This window comes from Allomuricauda sp. d1, assembly GCF_039592695.1.
Lineage (GTDB): Bacteria > Bacteroidota > Bacteroidia > Flavobacteriales > Flavobacteriaceae > Flagellimonas_A.
Map to the genome: position 1 here is coordinate 667921 of NZ_JBBUTK010000001.1, position 15924 is coordinate 683844.

16 protein-coding genes are annotated in these 15924 nt (G+C 42.1%); 4 read left to right on the plus strand and 12 right to left on the minus strand.

The genetic code is table 11. The features are described from left to right. The first annotated feature begins 31 nt into the window (after positions 1-31). Entirely contained in the window at positions 32-505 is a 474-nt protein-coding gene (locus AAAH86_RS03140; protein ID WP_343486046.1) for a DUF6495 family protein, read from the plus strand. A gap of 268 nt (positions 506-773) precedes the next feature. Beyond that, on the plus strand, positions 774-2159 hold the full coding sequence (gene hisS, locus AAAH86_RS03145; protein ID WP_343486047.1) for a histidine--tRNA ligase: 1386 nt from the start codon (positions 774-776) through the stop codon (positions 2157-2159). On the opposite strand, the gene AAAH86_RS03150 is transcribed toward hisS, so the two are convergent. Both AAAH86_RS03150 and AAAH86_RS03155 read right to left on the minus strand, forming a co-directional pair. Next, positions 2143-2691 (minus strand): NUDIX domain-containing protein, encoded by a 549-nt coding sequence (locus tag AAAH86_RS03150; protein WP_343486048.1) that lies wholly within the window; start codon positions 2689-2691, stop codon positions 2143-2145. The two genes, hisS and AAAH86_RS03150, sit on opposite strands and share 17 nt — an antisense overlap. 48 nt (positions 2692-2739) lie before the next feature. Further along, a complete protein-coding gene (locus AAAH86_RS03155) occupies positions 2740-3828 on the minus strand; it encodes a M42 family metallopeptidase (RefSeq protein WP_343486049.1) in 1089 nt (362 codons plus the stop codon). A gap of 104 nt (positions 3829-3932) precedes the next feature. Between AAAH86_RS03155 and AAAH86_RS03160 the strand changes: the two genes are divergently transcribed. Beyond that, the gene (locus AAAH86_RS03160; protein WP_343486050.1) at positions 3933-4613 is read left to right on the plus strand and encodes a DUF4294 domain-containing protein; all 681 of its coding nucleotides are present in this window, start codon (positions 3933-3935) and stop codon (positions 4611-4613) included. On the opposite strand, the gene AAAH86_RS03165 is transcribed toward AAAH86_RS03160, so the two are convergent. Continuing rightward, positions 4614-4841, minus strand: coding sequence for a DUF6095 family protein (locus AAAH86_RS03165; protein WP_343486051.1), 228 nt, complete (start codon positions 4839-4841; stop codon positions 4614-4616). A 48-nt stretch (positions 4842-4889) separates the two neighbouring features. On the opposite strand from AAAH86_RS03165, the gene AAAH86_RS03170 reads away from it, so the two are divergent. After that, positions 4890-6224 (plus strand): GntP family permease, encoded by a 1335-nt coding sequence (locus AAAH86_RS03170; RefSeq protein ID WP_343486052.1) that lies wholly within the window; start codon positions 4890-4892, stop codon positions 6222-6224. On the opposite strand, the gene AAAH86_RS03175 is transcribed toward AAAH86_RS03170, so the two are convergent. The 9 genes from AAAH86_RS03175 to AAAH86_RS03215 form a co-directional block, all read right to left on the minus strand. Continuing rightward, positions 6214-7113 carry a DUF4249 family protein gene (locus AAAH86_RS03175; protein WP_343486053.1) on the minus strand — a complete coding sequence of 300 codons (900 nt, stop codon included), beginning with the start codon at positions 7111-7113 and terminating at the stop codon, positions 6214-6216. The genes AAAH86_RS03170 and AAAH86_RS03175 overlap by 11 nt on opposite strands. A gap of 4 nt (positions 7114-7117) precedes the next feature. Further along, positions 7118-9517 (minus strand): TonB-dependent receptor, encoded by a 2400-nt coding sequence (locus AAAH86_RS03180; RefSeq protein ID WP_343486054.1) that lies wholly within the window; start codon positions 9515-9517, stop codon positions 7118-7120. Positions 9518-9586: 69 nt separating this feature from the next. Next, positions 9587-10396, minus strand: a complete 810-nt coding sequence (locus tag AAAH86_RS03185) for a DUF4249 family protein (protein ID WP_343486055.1) — start codon at positions 10394-10396, stop codon at positions 9587-9589. Positions 10397-10485: 89 nt separating this feature from the next. Further along, positions 10486-12699: an NADP-dependent isocitrate dehydrogenase gene (locus AAAH86_RS03190; RefSeq protein WP_343486056.1), complete on the minus strand. Its 2214-nt coding sequence runs from the start codon at positions 12697-12699 to the stop codon at positions 10486-10488. 595 nt (positions 12700-13294) lie between these two features. Beyond that, positions 13295-13642: a 50S ribosomal protein L19 gene (rplS, locus tag AAAH86_RS03195; RefSeq protein ID WP_343486057.1), complete on the minus strand. Its 348-nt coding sequence runs from the start codon at positions 13640-13642 to the stop codon at positions 13295-13297. A gap of 110 nt (positions 13643-13752) precedes the next feature. After that, positions 13753-14058, minus strand: a complete 306-nt coding sequence (locus AAAH86_RS03200; protein ID WP_343486058.1) for a hypothetical protein — start codon at positions 14056-14058, stop codon at positions 13753-13755. A gap of 2 nt (positions 14059-14060) precedes the next feature. Further along, complete coding sequence (trmD, locus tag AAAH86_RS03205; protein ID WP_343486818.1) at positions 14061-14735, minus strand: tRNA (guanosine(37)-N1)-methyltransferase TrmD; 675 nt, start codon at positions 14733-14735, stop codon at positions 14061-14063. A gap of 35 nt (positions 14736-14770) precedes the next feature. Then, positions 14771-15223, minus strand: a complete 453-nt coding sequence (locus tag AAAH86_RS03210) for a GNAT family N-acetyltransferase (protein WP_343486059.1) — start codon at positions 15221-15223, stop codon at positions 14771-14773. Between the two features lie 11 nt (positions 15224-15234). Further along, the gene (locus AAAH86_RS03215) at positions 15235-15843 is read right to left on the minus strand and encodes a tRNA (guanine-N1)-methyltransferase (protein ID WP_343486060.1); all 609 of its coding nucleotides are present in this window, start codon (positions 15841-15843) and stop codon (positions 15235-15237) included. Positions 15844-15924: the final 81 nt, after the last annotated feature.

Consider the following 15924-nt stretch of genomic DNA (forward strand, 5'->3'; position numbering starts at 1 on the left):
GCTTTTTTGGTCAGGGCTTTATTTTTGTTATATGAAGTATAAAAGGCTCACCAAAGAGCAATTTGATGAACTGCATCAAGAATTCATCAATTTTTTGGCCACACAGTCCATTACGGCTGCAGAATGGGAGCATCTTAAAAGTGAAAAGCCCCAGACCGCTGAAGAAGAATTGGATGTCTTCAGTGATTTGATTTGGGAAGGAGTGCTCTCAAATATAAAGTACCTTGAGAATATCTCTGCACAGCACATGCACCTTTTTGAGTTGATGGAAAAGGAGATGAAATTGATTTCGGTCAAAGTGATGAATCCAGAAATTGATTTGCGGACCAAGGAAGGTTTTGGTTGGTTCAAACGAAACTTCCAATCCGATTTTGTGGAGTATCTGACCGCATCAAAGGCCTACAGTGAAGATAAAAATAGCGATAAGTTCAACTTGATAGAACAAGGTGCCATCATCACCAAGGGTGAACTCTATCGTTGGTTTGATAAAATCATTGAACAATAATATTTTGTCATTCCCACCCCCGATAGCTATCGGGAGGCGGGAATCTAACCCCCCTCTAGCTCCCCCACAGGGGGAATTATAATTTCTTACTGGAATTCGGTATACGCTCTCGCTTGGGAGGGTTTTAAAAAGATAGAAAAATTCCCCTCCCTTTGGAGGGGGTTTGGGGGGCACTCTCCCCTCCTTGGAAGGGGCTAATCAACACCCATCTTTTCCCCTCCTTGGAGGGGATTAAGGGGTGGGTTATATTTGCAGCATAATAGAAGACATGGCACAAAAACCATCCATACCCAAGGGCACCCGTGATTTTTCTCCAGCAGAGGTGGCAAAGCGTGATTACATCACCGAGACTATAAAAAAGCATTTTGAAACCTTTGGCTTTCAGCCCATTGAGACACCAAGTTTTGAAAACTCAGAAACGTTGTTGGGCAAGTATGGAGATGAAGGTGACCGATTGATATTTAAAATTCTGAACTCAGGGGATTTTATCTCAAAGGTTGATGATGTCACCTACAGTTCAAAAAATTCCAATTCTTTGGCCCCGCTCATTACCGAAAAAGCCCTTCGCTACGACTTGACCGTACCCTTTGCGCGATATGTGGTCATGCATCAGAACGAGATTGACTTTCCTTTTAAAAGGTACCAGATACAACCCGTGTGGCGTGCCGATCGGCCACAAAAAGGGCGCTTTCGTGAATTTTACCAATGCGATGCCGATGTGGTGGGCGCCGATTCATTGTTGCAAGAAGTGGAGTTTATTCAATTGTATGATGCCGTCTTTACCGATTTGGGGTTAAAGGGTGTGACCATTAAAATCAACAATAGAAAAATTCTTTCAGGTATTGCCGAAGTTATTGGTGCAAAGCACTTGCTGGTCGACTTTACTGTGGCTCTCGATAAACTCGATAAAATAGGGGAAGAGAAGGTCAAAACTGAAATGCTTGAAAAAGGGGTTTCTGAGGCTGCTATCGCCAAAGCAGCACCGCTTTTCGCCATGTCAGGCTCCACCGCTGAACAGTTTGCCCAACTAGAAAATCTGCTATCGGACTCCGAAATTGCTCGTCAGGGGATATCGGAATTGAAAGAAATATTTTCCGCCGTGGTACAATTGGGTATGCAATCCGCCAAACTGGAATTGGATGTCACCCTTGCCCGCGGGCTCAACTACTATACCGGGGCCATTTTTGAAGTGGCAGCTCCCGAAAATGTTCAAATGGGTTCCATTGGTGGTGGTGGCCGTTACGATGATCTGACGGGTATTTTTGGTCTGAAAGATGTTAGTGGGGTCGGTATTTCCTTTGGATTGGATCGCATTTACTTGGTCTTGGAAGAATTAGACTTGTTTCCTAAAAGTTTGGACACTTCGTTGGATGTGCTTTGCCTGAATTTTGGTGAAAAAGAAGGGTTGGCCTCTCTGAAATTGGTCAACGAGCTCAGGCAACATGGGTTGCGTGCAGATGTGTACCCTTCATCAACAAAAGTCCAAAAACAGTTTAAATATGCCGATAGGCGTGGCGTACCCTACGTTATTTTATTGGGTGAAAAAGAGCTTTCTGAGGGGCAGTTCGTGGTGAAAAATATGAAAACGGGTGACCAGAAAGCCTATGATTTGACAAACCACGAGACCGTCGCTGCCCTTATAGCTTCTTCTTGATTTCTTTGATAACTTTTTTATAGTAGCCTGTACTGTGCGGAACGTACTTTTGAGTGTTTGCCATACCCCAAGTCTCTTCTGCAAACCTTAATAGCGAAATCAATTTAAGAGCCTCCACTTCGTTCTCCTGTTTTTGAAGTGAATGTAAGGGTACTGTCAGTTCACAGAGATAGACATGATGAAACTCGGCATCAATAAAGTCTTCCGCATGTTTTTGGATGGATTTAAAAACTCCTACTGCATGTAGATCAGGTGCAGAAATTTTTAGCCCTATTTCCTCAGCTGTCTCTCGTATGGCTGCATCCATGATTTCTTCTCCAGCAGTTACATGTCCGGCCACGGAAACATCCCAGAGCAGGGGGAAGGTCCTTTTTTGTACGCCCCGTTTTTGCAGCAAAACCTTTCCATCCAAAGTATAGCACCAAATATGCACAGTCGGATGAAATAGCCCCAATCGGTGGGCTTCAGATTTTAGTTTCGTTTCCCCTGCCGGCTTTCCTTCAGCATCCCAAATGTCAATAAGTTCATCCACGGAAAACTTTTTAAGCCCTCCCTTGTGTGGAGGGTTTGGGAGGGGCTTTCATTCAAAATAACTAAACGTCTCCCCGGCCTTAATGTTCAACAATGTCTCATAAATCAATCGAATCACATTTTCAACATCATCCCGATGTACAGTCTCCACGGTGGTGTGCATATACCGAAGCGGTAATGAAATCAATGCCGAGGCCACGCCGCCATTGCTATATGCAAAGGCATCGGTGTCGGTACCCGTTGAACGCGAAGAAGCTTGGCGCTGAAAGGGTATTTTCTTTGCTTCAGCTGTTTCAATGATGCGCTCTCGCAATTTTTGCTGTACGGCAGGCGCATAAGAAATCACCGGGCCATTACCGATGGAACAATCCCCCTGTTTCTTCTTATCGATCATCGGAGTGGTCGTATCATGGGTCACATCGGTCACGATGGCCACGTTGGGTTTGATGGTCTGTGTGATCATCTCGGCACCCCGAAGCCCAATTTCTTCTTGTACCGAATTGGTGATGTAAAGCCCAAACGGAAGTTCTTTCTTGTTCTCATGAAGCAATCGGGCCACCTCGGCCACCATGAATCCGCCGGCTCGATTGTCCAGAGCACGGCAGACAAACTTATCGTTGTTCAACACATGAAACTCGTCGGGGTAGGTGACGACGCAACCTACGTGAATCCCCATTTTTTCGACTTCCTCTTTATCTTTTGCCCCGACATCAATAAAAATGTTGTCCAATTTTGGAGGCTGTTCTTTTGACTTGTCTCGGGTGTGTATGGCGGGCCATCCAAAAATACCTTTTACCATGCCATATTTGGTGTGGATGTTCACCCATTTTGACGGTGCAATCTGATGATCGCTTCCGCCATTTCGTATGACATACAACAGCCCCTCGTCAGTGATGTAATTGACATACCAAGAAATTTCATCAGAATGCCCTTCGATGACCACCCGATAGTCGGCATCAGGGTTTATGACCGCAACAGCCGTTCCGTAGGTATCGGTGATAAAGTCGTCAACATAGGGCTTTAGATAATCCATCCAAATCTTTTGACCTTCCCATTCATAACCCGTAGGAGAGGCATTGTTCAGATATTTTTCGAAAAAATCCAGTGATTTTTTGGTGATGATTTTTGAACTTGGCATACGTCTTGAGATTAGCTCACAAACTTAGCAATATTCACTTTTATTTAATAATATCAGCACGGGTTAATCGTTACTTTTGAAGGGCCTTTGCTACAAATCTGTACATGAAACGATTACTATTCATATTTTTTTTCGTTTGGGGTCTTTTTGTTCATGCCCAAGAAGAACAACCGCTTGATAGCGCAGACTATTATGTGCGCTTTGAGGGAGATTCGATTTTGTTGAGTTCCATCGAACTGGATGATGTCTTTGTTTTTGGAAAGCTGGAATTTGCCAACAGAAATGAAAAACTACGATACTACATCTTGCGTAGAAAGACCCATAAAGTATACCCTTATGCAAAGATGGCCGCAGAGCGTTTGGTAGAATTAAATGACAGCCTCTCTAAAATCAAGAAAAAGCGTCACAAACGAAAATATACCCGTAAGATGCAAAAATATATTGAGGGAGAATTTTCTGATGAGCTAAAAAAACTGACACGCACTGAAGGGCAGATTTTGGTCAAGCTCATTCATAGACAGACGGGCAGTACCGCTTTTGATTTAGTGAAAGAGTTACGGAATGGTTGGCGTGCCTTTTGGTACAATACAACGGCGAAAGCTTTTAAAATCAGTATCAAAGAAGAATTTCATCCAGAGAAAGTACATGAAGATTACTTGATTGAGGATATCTTACAGCGCGCTTTCGCTGCAAACCGTTTGAAAAGGCAGAAGTCAGTATTGGATTATGATTATGCGCTGCTCAGCAATAAATGGAAATCTACCACTTCACAAAACGAAAACTGATCACTTTTTCTTTCCAAAAAGCGAATCCACCAATAGTTTGATGGAATAAAACCCCAAGGCAATGGCGACCAGTGCTAAAATCAAACCGATGACCAATACTGGAATATACCATGGGTGAGCCTCATTTTTGAAGGCTTGGTAAATGACCACAGGTGCCAAAAACATGGTTAGAGCAGTGATGGCCAAATATTTTACTCCCTTTACCAAGAGTTCTTTATCTGTTCCCATGGCCCAAAACTAGCCAATTATTGAATTATATTTAACAAAATTCAACGCATGGAGCTTTTCGTCATCTTGTTGGTTGTGCTATTTATCATAATAGCTACGGTCAAGTTTAAATTGCACCCAGTGTTTTCGTTGACCATTGCGGCCATTGCCTCTGGGTTTCTATTGGGCTTGAATCCCGTCGAAATCATGACAAAAATGGGTGAGGGATTCGGTAAGACACTTTCAGGAATCGGACTGGTCATCGCCTTTGGAAGCGTCATCGGCATCTATTTAGAAAAGACCAAGAGCACGAAAGTCTTGACTGAAGCCGTGTTAAAAGTTGTAGGTCTAAAACGTTCACCGCTTGCCATCAATTTGGCAGGTTTTGTCGTCTCGATACCAGTATTTTGTGATTCTGGATTTATCATTCTGTCTTCTTTGAACAAGTCATTGAGCAAAAAATCTGGATTTCCAATTTTGTTCTTTGCCATTGCCCTTTCAACAGGATTGTATGCGGCCCATGTATTTGTACCCCCGACACCCGGCCCTTTGGCAGCTGCGGCGCTGTTGGGTGCTGATTTGGGGATGGTGCTCATATTTGGGGTTTTGGTAGCAGTACCCGTGAGTTTGACAGGGTATTTTTGGGCACGTTTTATTTCAGGATATATTCAGGTTTCAGAAACGGAAGAAGTAGTTCGTAAAGAAGATGGTAAAAAAGCGTTGGATACTTCGGCGCCATCAGCTTTTCAGGCGTTTTTGCCTTTGATGGTGCCTTTGATTTTAATTGCATTGAAATCTGTGGCAGACTATCCGACACGACCGTTTGGGGAAGGATTTTTTTTCCAATTGATGAATTTTATCGGCAATCCGATTGTCGCCTTATTGTTGGGGGTTCTTTTCGCTTTTCAACTTGGAAGAAAGCATCCCGCTAAAGAAAAACAAGAATGGATCACGGAAGCTTTTAAGCAAGCGGGGTTGATAGTATTGATTACGGGGGCCGGAGGTGCTTTTGGAGCCATCTTGCGCACGGTGGATATCGCGTCCATCTTAGATTTGAGCGCAACCTCTGGTGCCGGCGGACTTTTAATCTGTTTTGGAATAGCGGCAGCGCTCAAGACTGCCCAAGGATCTTCTACGGTGGCCATCATAACCACTGCCGCGATTGCTGCCCCTTTACTGGTTACCTTTGGATTGGAATCAGTCACCCAAAAAGCTTTAGCGGTGTTGGCCATCGGTGCAGGGGCCATGACGGTATCACATATCAATGACAGTTATTTTTGGGTAGTCTCGCAATTTTCGAATTTGAACGTGAGAAATGCATTGAAGGGGCACACCATGGCCACATTCTTTCAGGGTATCGTAGGCATTGTAATTATACTGTTGCTTTACAAGCTTACTCAATGACAATGGTTTCTTTGTATTCTTGAACTACGGCAAAATAGCCCAATGCAAAATCATTGGGCCTTTCAACATTATCAAAAATGTCGACATTGTCCAAACCCGTTATATCAAAAACATTGCCCCGGACAGTTGCTACTGGGGTTTCAAAGACCCCGCCGTCATCTAAAGTCTGTTCAACTAGTAAATCCATATAATTGAAGAAAGGCTGATCAGCGCCAAGTATGCTTATCTCCAATTCTTGGCCTGATTCAAAAGTCTGGTCATAGAAATATGAAAATTCAAATTGTTGCCCATCAAAGAATTGGTCTTCCACAGCTAGAAATTCCCCAAAACCAAAATCAAATACATAAAAATCTTCTTGGTTTTCGACATCGGTAAAAGTTACCTGCACTTCGGTTTCGTCTTCGTCAAAAAGGGTTTGATCGCCTAGTTGCAAATCATCAATCGGCACGGTGCTAACATAAGGTGTAATGGCATAATACGTTCTTCCCTTATGCCGCATGAGCAGTCGAAAAACCATTCCTGGTCGTGCTAATTCCATTGGTAGTCTACCACAGGGAAAAACATCAGGATCGATTTCATAAATACCTGTTCCGGGTGCTGTTTCGGCTAAAGATGCACACCCTAAGGGTTCTACCACTAGTGAATTTGGGTCAGGTTCTCCAAAGAATATCGTGGCGTTCTCATCAAGTTGGGTAGGTTGATTTTCACTAAAAAAGTCACTTGACTCAGTAACTGTTACCCTAGCTTCAATAAATTGTTGGGTAGTATCAACACGAATAACGGCATCTACCACCAACCGAGGAGCTTCTGGCTGTGTCTCCACATCAATGACGTCTTCACATGACCAAATTAGGCTTATGATTCCGAAAAAAAGCAATGATCTTCTCATGTTTTCAGAATTTGAAATTATATGTGATTGCGGGCACTATGCCAAAGATCGAGGTACGGATTGCTTCATTTCGACCTGTATCTTGGTTCTGCCTGAAATTTATCGATGCTGCATTCATACGATTATACACATTGTAAATACTGAACACCCATTCGGATTGCAATTTTCGATTTCTGTTTTTTTTGGGTACCAACTTGGCAGAAATATCAAGCCTATGGTAATCTGGCAATCGTTGTTGGTTTCTCAATCCAAAGAAAGGCACCACCAGTTCTTGAAATTCAAATTGACCCACAGGAAAATTGGTAGGTTGGCCGGTCTGATAGATGAAATTGGTATTAAAACTCCATTTTTCATTGAGCTCATAATTGCCGTACAATGCAATGTCATGGGTTTTATCAAAAGGGGTGCTGTACCACTCGCCAAAGTTGATACCCGTCTCTAAATTTGATCGTCCATTGTCAAAAGTCGGTGTCCTTCCAGGGGTGCGTTGTTCAGAACGTGATAAAGTGTATGCTAACCATCCCGTTAGTTGTCCCTCATTTTTTCGAAGCAACAATTCTAGACCGTATGCTCTTGCTTCACCATTTAATATTACCTGTTCTATAGCGTTATTGGCTATTAAATTTGCTCCATCAATATAGTCGATGCGGTTTTCGATGTCTTTGTAAAAACTCTCCAACTCCAAAGAAAATTCGCCTTGGCGTAGGTTTTTGAAGAATCCGACAGCATATTGGTTCAGCAATTGGGGTTCTACATAAGGTCCACTTGGGGTCCACACATCCAATGGAGTAGGGGAGCTCGTATTCGACAGTAGGTGTAAATACTGAGCTAAACGGGTCACACTGGCCTTGACAGACGTATTCTCGTTAAAGGTGTAGGATGCTGAAAGTCTGGGTTCTATATTAAAATATTTTTCGAGTGTTCCACTCCTTCCAGGATTTATTGTATCAATCGGCGTAGCTTCTTGGTACGTCAGGGTGAAAGGATCAAAAATAACAGGATTGTCGTTCTGATAGACAAAAAATTCATCCTGCCCTAAACGATTGAACTGGCTGGCTCTAATACCATAGTTGATGCTCAGTTTGTCGGTCACATCTTGCTCAACATCTATATAAATGGCATTTTCATTGGCATATTTTTTGGTCAACTGCTCTTCTACAATACCCGAATCTGGGCTATTGGGCTTTATTTTTCCGGGATTGAATACGTAATAAATATTATTGAGTCCGTAATTGATCTGAAACTTATCATTTACATAATGTTTCAAATCGTATTTGACATTGAAATTCTGGATACCGGAATCCCATTCAAATCCAACGAAATCCAGTTCCAATCCATAAAAATAATCGGAATAGATAAGGGAAAGATTAGAGAACAATTTATCTGAAAAGAGGTGGTTCCAGCGGAAATTGCCCACTGCATTTCCGTAAATATTTACAAAATTGTCATTGATACTGAACAGGTCACGACCGAAATATCCGGATAAGTAAATACTGTTGCGTTCATTGATCCTGTGATTGATTTTTGTGTTAAGGTCATAGAAATAAGCCCTGTTGTCAATGTCAAAAAGCGGAAGAAAAAGATGTGCATAAGAAGCCCTGCCACCAGCCAAGAACGCAGTTCTATCTTTAATAATGGGGCCTTCGACCAACAATCGACTTGCAACGGCACCAATGCCACCGTTAACCTTCAGTTCTTTACTGTTGCCCTCTTTTTGAAAAATTTCCAATACCGATGAAACCCTTCCACCGTATCGTGACGGAATACCTCCCTTGAACAACTTTACATCTTTTATGGCATCGGGATTAAATACAGAGAAAAAACCAAACAAATGGGAAGAGTTGAAAATGATGGCCTCATCCAACAGAATAAGATTTTGGTCAGCTGCACCACCACGTACATTAAAGCCTGAAGAGGCCTCACCTGCATTGGTAACCCCTGGGAGCAATATCAAAGATTTTATGACATCAGCTTCGCCCAAAACCACAGGAATTTGTTTTATGGTCTGTACCGCAATGGTATTCACACTCATTTGAGGCTGCCTAATATTGGTACGCTCGGCATCTTCTGAAACGATCACCTCGTCCAATTCTTCAGCTTGTTCGACCATATTGAAATTGATTTTCCTATTGGTATTCAACTCTATTTGTTGCGTGATATCACTGAACCCTAGATAGCTGACCAAAATTTCATAGTCGCCTTCAGGCAGCGTGATGGAATAAAACCCATACTCGTTTGTCGTAGTGCCTGTTCGCAACTCAGGAACAGCCACAGTGACCCCAATCAGTTTTTCGTTGCTCGAAGCCTCTGAGATGACCCCGCTCAGGGTATATTTTTGTTGGGCGTATGTGGTAAGGGATATTAGGAAGAGGATAAGGGAGAGTGGGAAAGTTTTGTTTGGCATTCGTTTGGTATTTAGCTAAAGATATTCAAAATAAGGAAGTATAGTATTCAATTAACATGATGGGAGTTTTCATTCTATGGTCAGCGTAGTAACATCAAATTCACCCAATGCGAAATAGCCAAAAGGAAAATTTTCAGCATCTGTCGCGTTAATGATATTACCACGGACAGTAGCAGCGGGCACAGAAAAGGCACTGCCTGCTTCACCACTTGCCTGGGTCAATGCCAAATCGGCATATCTTGCAAAGTCAGCATCGATACCTATGAGTGTGATGATGGCCAAGTCTCCGGGTTCTAAATCCTCATAAAAGAATGAAAATGTAAGTTGGCTGTTTTGGTAGAATTCATCGTCGGTAACCAGAAAGTCATCACCTCCAAAAGAGAACAGGTAATAGTTTCGTTGGTTGGGGATATCTGTAAAAGTAACTATCGTTTCAGTTTCTTTTTCCTCATCATTCAAAAAACCATCCCCCTGTTCTATTGAGTCGATAAAAGCAGCGCCGTTGAGCTGTTCTGTAGCTTTATATTCTTCATTTTGATAAACTACCCGCAATGTATAATCTCTGTTTGGCCGAAGCTGTGGCAGGTTTTCGGAAAACACGCCCGGCACACGTTCACCCAGAACAAATGCTTCTTGGCTTGTCTCGTCAATGATTTCAACTTGGGCCCCTACGGCTATGGGCACTGATTCTGCCAAAAAAGGAGCTGTTAAAGTAAGCCTGACCTCCCCGATTGTAGTTGAATCTGGGTCAGCTTTGCTGTATCCTAAAAGTGCATCGATCACCAACCTGGGTTCTGAATTGGGCAGGTCAAGGTTTATGGCTTCTTCACAACTGAGCAAAGCCAATGCAGCAAAAAGAGTGAAACAGAGATTTTTCAAGGATATGCTATGCTTCTATTATTGCTAATGTAGGCATTGCAACAGTCAAAAATGAACGCTTAACCTTTTCTTAATTTATCTAGTGGAACTCAGATTCCTTGCAAAATGTCATTGAAGGTTTTACTTGGGCGCATGGCACTTGAAATCTTTGTAGGGTCGGGCAAGTAATACCCGCCTATATCGACTGCTCCCCCTTGGGCATTGAGCAGCTCTTGGTTGATTATGGACTCGTTTTGCTTTAGTGCCTCAGAAACTGTTTTGAATTTTTCTCCTAAGCCAGCATCAGCTTCTTGATTGGCCAAAGCTTCGGCCCAATAGCATGCCAGATAAAAATGACTCCCGCGGGTATCCAATTCATTGACCTTTCTGGAAGGTGATTTGTCGTTCTCCAAGAATTTTTCAGTGGCCGCATCCAATGCATCAGCCAAAAGTGATGCCTTTTTGTTGTCATATTTTTCACCGAAAAATTCTAAAGAAACCGCTAATGCCATAAATTCTCCCAAAGAATCCCATCGCAAATGGCCTTCTTCCAAAAACTGCTCCACATGTTTTGGAGCCGAACCTCCTGCGCCAGTTTCAAACAGTCCACCGCCGTTCATAAGGGGGACTATGGACAACATTTTTGCACTGGTACCCACCTCAAGAATCGGAAAAAGGTCGGTGAGGTAATCTCTCAGCACATTGCCGGAAACAGAAATGGTGTCTTTGCCCTCTTTGATGCGTTTCAGCGTAAATTTTGTGGCATCGACAGGGGAAAGGATTCTGATATCCAACCCATTGGTGTCATGGTCTTTAAGATATTCGTTCACTTTTTTTATCAATTCGGCATCATGGGCACGGTTTTTATCGAGCCAAAACACAGCTGGTGTATTTGTCGCTCTTGCCCTTGATACCGCCAATTTGACCCAATCTTGTATCGGGGCGTCCTTCACTTGGCACATGCGCCAAATATCACCTGTATGCACTTGGTGCTCTAGCAAAACTTGTCCTGTGGTTGTGACCACCTGAACAATACCGTCTTGCGCTATTTCAAAAGTCTTGTCATGGGATCCGTATTCTTCGGCTTTCTGCGCCATTAGACCGACATTGGGCACAGTACCCATGGTTCTGGGGTCAAAGGCTCCGTGTTCTTTACAAAAATCAATGGTCGCTTGGTAAACTCCTGCATAGCTGCTATCCGGAATGATAGCCTTGGTGTCTTGTGTCTTACCCTCGGCATTCCACATCTTGCCAGAATTGCGAATCATCGCCGGCATAGAGGCGTCGATGATGATATCACTGGGAACGTGCAGGTTGGTAATGCCCTTATCGGAATTCACCATTGCCAGATCAGCTTTGCTTTTTATAGTCTCGCGAATGCTCGCTTCAATAGCGTTGCGTTTGTCAGCATCTAGGGCCTCAAGTTTGCCAAATAGCGTTTCAAGACCATCTTTTGCATTGATGCCCAACTTGCTGAATTCTGCGTGATATTTTTCAAAAACATCATCAAAATAGGTTTTCATGACATGGCCAAAAATGATAGGGTCAGATACTTTCATCATGGTGGCCTTCAAGTGTACAGAAAGTAACAGGCCGTTTTCGGTGGCGTCTTTGATTTCTTTTTCAAGAAAACTGACCAATGCACTTTTACTCATGACCGTAGCGTCAATGACCTCATCTTTTTGTAGTGCCACTCTTTCTTTTAAAACTTTTTTCTCACCATTGCGGCCCATCCAGATAATGCTGACATCCTCTGCTTTTTGTGTAGTCAAAGACTTTTCGTTGTTTCTAAAATCACCTGATGACATGGTGGCCACATGGGTCTTGGAGTCAGATGACCATTCGCCCATTGAATGTGGGTTCTTTTTAACGTAATTCTTCACCGCTTTTGGGGCCCTGCGGTCAGAGTTACCTTCTCGAAGTACCGGGTTTACGGCACTGCCCTTCACTCTATCGTATCGGGCCTTGGTTTCAAACTCGTCATCATTGGAAGGCTTGTCAGGATAATCGGGTAATGGGTACCCTTTCTTTTGCAGTTCATCGATGGCCTCTTTCAATTGAGGAACAGATGCACTGATATTGGGCAACTTGATGATGTTAGCTTCAGGTGTTTTTGCAATATTTCCGAGCTCTGCCAAATCATCAGTGACTTTGGCATCCCCCAAATATTCAGGAAATTGGGCCATGATGCGACCTGCCAATGAAATGTCTTTGGTTTCAATGTCGATATCCGCTGTTTTAAGAAAAGATTTTACTATGGGCAAGAAAGACTGGGTAGCAAGTGCTGGGGCTTCATCAGTCTTGGTGTATAGAATTTTAGCCATTTACATGTAATTTGAGCGGTGCAAATATACAATATAAGGCGATGTAAGCGTAGGGGATTATAAAAACAAAAGCCATATCGATGCCGAAACATTGATATGGCTTTCAGGAAAAAGTTAGTAGACTTCAATCTTATACCAAGCATAAGATTTCAACCGTGAAGTTGGTCTACAACCTTTTCAACGTTTAATGTGAGAATTGTTCTTAATCTTTCAATTAGTCCACAAATTTCCACACTGCTTATTGTTCTAGGAATCTGTCAAATCAAAAATTTCTTTTTGACCGCACACAAACTCCAACTTATACTCAGTGATTTGCCTGAGCTCATCACTTCGCAATATGCTTTTTGATTAGTAGTGTTACCAACTAAAAAGCGTGAACAATACCGTAAAGAACGTCAACATTACTTAGACTTTCGAAGTTGAGACCAAAGCCTTTCTCTTCATAAATCTTAGATAAAAGTAATGTAAATTAATTGTTGCACAAGATTTTCAAACAACTAAAAATCAACAAATTATGAACTATGGTTATTAACAATTGTTCATAAAAAAGGCATCCGCCAATGGTGGATGCCTTAAATCTTTTTTTGGGTAGGTCTTATCTAACCTCTTTGATACGGGCCTTTTTACCGGTCAATCCTCTGAAATAGAAAATACGTGACCTTCTGACTTTTCCTTTTTTGTTGACCTCAATTTTTTGCAATGCAGGCATGTTGACGGGAAAAATTCTTTCGACACCAACGGTACCAGACATCTTTCTGATGGTAAAGGTTTCGGTGGCCCCGCTTCCCCTACGCTGTATTACAACGCCCCTAAAGAACTGGGTTCGCGTTTTTTCACCTTCCTTGATTTCATAATACACCGTAATGGTGTCGCCTGATGAAAATTTTGGAAATTCTTTTTTCTGTACGAATTCGTTTTCTACGAATTTCACCAATGATTCCATTGTCACATGGTTTTTTGTTTATCAAAGTCAACGTTCACGGCCTTCGTCAGAGGTTGATTTTAATGAGGTGCAAAATTAATCGTTTATTTTTAATTGGCAATCGGTTTTCATCATTTTTTGATTTGAATGGCATATATAAGAATGCCAATAACAAAAATCAAAAGAGGAATCTGACCAATTATTTGTTGTATGCTTACGCTTTTTGCCAAATATTCTGGCCCCTTACTGGCAAAAACAATTGGAAGTATAAAGTTTGTCAATGAGTTGATTAGCATCAAGACGCTACCTATTAGCATAAAGATTGTACCTAGCTTTCTAATTTTAACTACTAAGATACTTGAAGCTATAACCAATAATAACTGAGCAATTCCCCCTAAAATTGCTGCTACTGCAAAAACGTATTCTATATTTTCCATATTCAATTAAATAAATCAGGTCTTTTTTCAAGTGTTCTTTTCTGGGCCTCTTGCTCACGCCAAGCTTCAATTTTTGGTGTATTTCCGCTTAACAAAATTTCAGGCACTTTCATGCCTTTGTATTCTGACGGTCGGGTATACACCGGCGGTGCCAACAGATTGTCTTGAAAAGTATCGGTGAGTGCCGAAGTCTCATCGTTGAGTACACCAGGCAGCAACCGAATTACGGCATCAGCCAATACCGCTGCGGCAAGTTCGCCCCCCGAGAGCACATAATCACCGATGGAAATCTCTTTGGTAATGTGCATGTCTCGAATGCGCTGGTCCACACCTTTATAATGACCGCATAAAATGATGATGTTTTGCTTCAATGACAGTTCGTTGGCCATACCTTGGTTCAAAGATGTACCGTCTGGCGTCATATAAATGATTTCATCGTATTCGCGTTCTGCCTTAAGTTCTGTAATGCATGTATCGATGGGCTCAACCATCAAGACCATACCGGCTCCCCCACCAAACTGGTAATCATCGACTTGCCGGTAATTTCCTTTGCCGTATTCCCGTAGATTGTGCAGATGTACTTCGACCAGCTTGTTTTCAATGGCACGCTTAAGGATGGATGCCCCAAATGGACTCTCCAACAGTTCAGGCAATACCGTTATGATATCGATTCGCATCATGTTTTCGAAGATAATGCTGCAAAAATAACTTTTTACACCTTGTCGGAAGCTGACCAAAAATAATGTAGAAAGTCCGTGTCTTTCTTCCAACCCAGTTTTTCATACAGTTTTTGGGCCGGGTTGTCGATTGCTGTCTCAAGGGCCAATCCCTTAAAGCTTTGTTCTTTACAAAATGATTGGGCCTCCTTTAACAACAGTGCGCCAATTCCTTCATTACGACAACTTGCATCGACAAATAAATCATTCAAGATATAGAAGGGCTGTAGGCTTACGGAAGAAAATGTTTGATAGAGTTGGGTAAATCCAACGGCATTTTCATTTTGTAAAGCCAAGAACAAAACGTTTTCTTGGTTCGAAAAACGCTCGGTCAAAAAAGCCTTTGCTTTTGGTAGATCGGATTTCTTTCCATAAAAAACGCGGTACTGGTCAAATAGCGGAACAACTTGTTCAAGACGGTCTGTGGCAGCACGGATTATTTTGACCATCCACCCGAATTTTAGATGCTTTTCTTGTTCTTGTTCAGCACATCTTGCAGCTCACGGCTTATCTTTTGCTCTCGTTCAAGAGCCCTACGTCGGTGCTGTTCATACTCCTGTTCCAAATCAGCCAATGATGCCTTGGCCTGTTGGGTCAAAAAGTTACTGTTCCTAAATTTATAGATAAAGAGCAGTAACAACAACAACAAGACAAAGACCAAAATCCACATGATCGCCTTGTAGGTATTTTTAGATATCAATGCGCCAAAAAAAGATACGCTGTCTTTTTCTTCGGTGATTGTTTTGAGGTTATCTGAAGTTTCCTGCAATTGGGATTTCAGTGAAGCAATTTCTGTTTCGTTCTTAGCGATGGTGGCTTTGAGCTCGGCAATGTTTACATTGTTCGCATTCAAAGAATCTAAAATGTTCTGTTTTAATTTTTGTAGCTCAAAAAGTTTGATCACTTCATAACGAACATTGTTCGCACGATAATTTCCCGATTTTTTTTCGAGGTATTGAAATTGGCTGCTGATGGTGCCCGAATCCAAAGAATTGGATTCTTCTTGGGCATTACTTTGAAATACAAATAGAAAAAGTGGGGCAAAAATTAGTATTCTGAGTATTCTCATGGTTTTTTATTCTTAATAAAGATTTAGAGCAAGACGAAATTAGTATGAATATTGTCAACAACAAAAGAAAATCGCTTTTTA

Excerpts from the sequence above, each read along its gene's own strand:
- AAAH86_RS03140 (WP_343486046.1), top strand. The coding sequence starts at position 32 with ATGAAGTATAAAAGGCTCACCAAAGAGCAATTTGATGAACTGCATCAA.
- hisS (WP_343486047.1), top strand. The coding sequence starts at position 774 with ATGGCACAAAAACCATCCATACCCAAGGGCACCCGTGATTTTTCTCCA.
- AAAH86_RS03155 (WP_343486049.1), bottom strand. The coding sequence starts at position 3,828 with ATGCCAAGTTCAAAAATCATCACCAAAAAATCACTGGATTTTTTCGAA.
- AAAH86_RS03160 (WP_343486050.1), top strand. The coding sequence starts at position 3,933 with ATGAAACGATTACTATTCATATTTTTTTTCGTTTGGGGTCTTTTTGTT.
- AAAH86_RS03165 (WP_343486051.1), bottom strand. The coding sequence starts at position 4,841 with ATGGGAACAGATAAAGAACTCTTGGTAAAGGGAGTAAAATATTTGGCC.
- AAAH86_RS03170 (WP_343486052.1), top strand. The coding sequence starts at position 4,890 with ATGGAGCTTTTCGTCATCTTGTTGGTTGTGCTATTTATCATAATAGCT.
- AAAH86_RS03175 (WP_343486053.1), bottom strand. The coding sequence starts at position 7,113 with ATGAGAAGATCATTGCTTTTTTTCGGAATCATAAGCCTAATTTGGTCA.
- AAAH86_RS03180 (WP_343486054.1), bottom strand. The coding sequence starts at position 9,517 with ATGCCAAACAAAACTTTCCCACTCTCCCTTATCCTCTTCCTAATATCC.
- AAAH86_RS03190 (WP_343486056.1), bottom strand. The coding sequence starts at position 12,699 with ATGGCTAAAATTCTATACACCAAGACTGATGAAGCCCCAGCACTTGCT.
- rplS (WP_343486057.1), bottom strand. The coding sequence starts at position 13,642 with ATGGAATCATTGGTGAAATTCGTAGAAAACGAATTCGTACAGAAAAAA.
- AAAH86_RS03200 (WP_343486058.1), bottom strand. The coding sequence starts at position 14,058 with ATGGAAAATATAGAATACGTTTTTGCAGTAGCAGCAATTTTAGGGGGA.
- trmD (WP_343486818.1), bottom strand. The coding sequence starts at position 14,735 with ATGCGAATCGATATCATAACGGTATTGCCTGAACTGTTGGAGAGTCCA.
- AAAH86_RS03210 (WP_343486059.1), bottom strand. The coding sequence starts at position 15,223 with ATGGTCAAAATAATCCGTGCTGCCACAGACCGTCTTGAACAAGTTGTT.
- AAAH86_RS03215 (WP_343486060.1), bottom strand. The coding sequence starts at position 15,843 with ATGAGAATACTCAGAATACTAATTTTTGCCCCACTTTTTCTATTTGTA.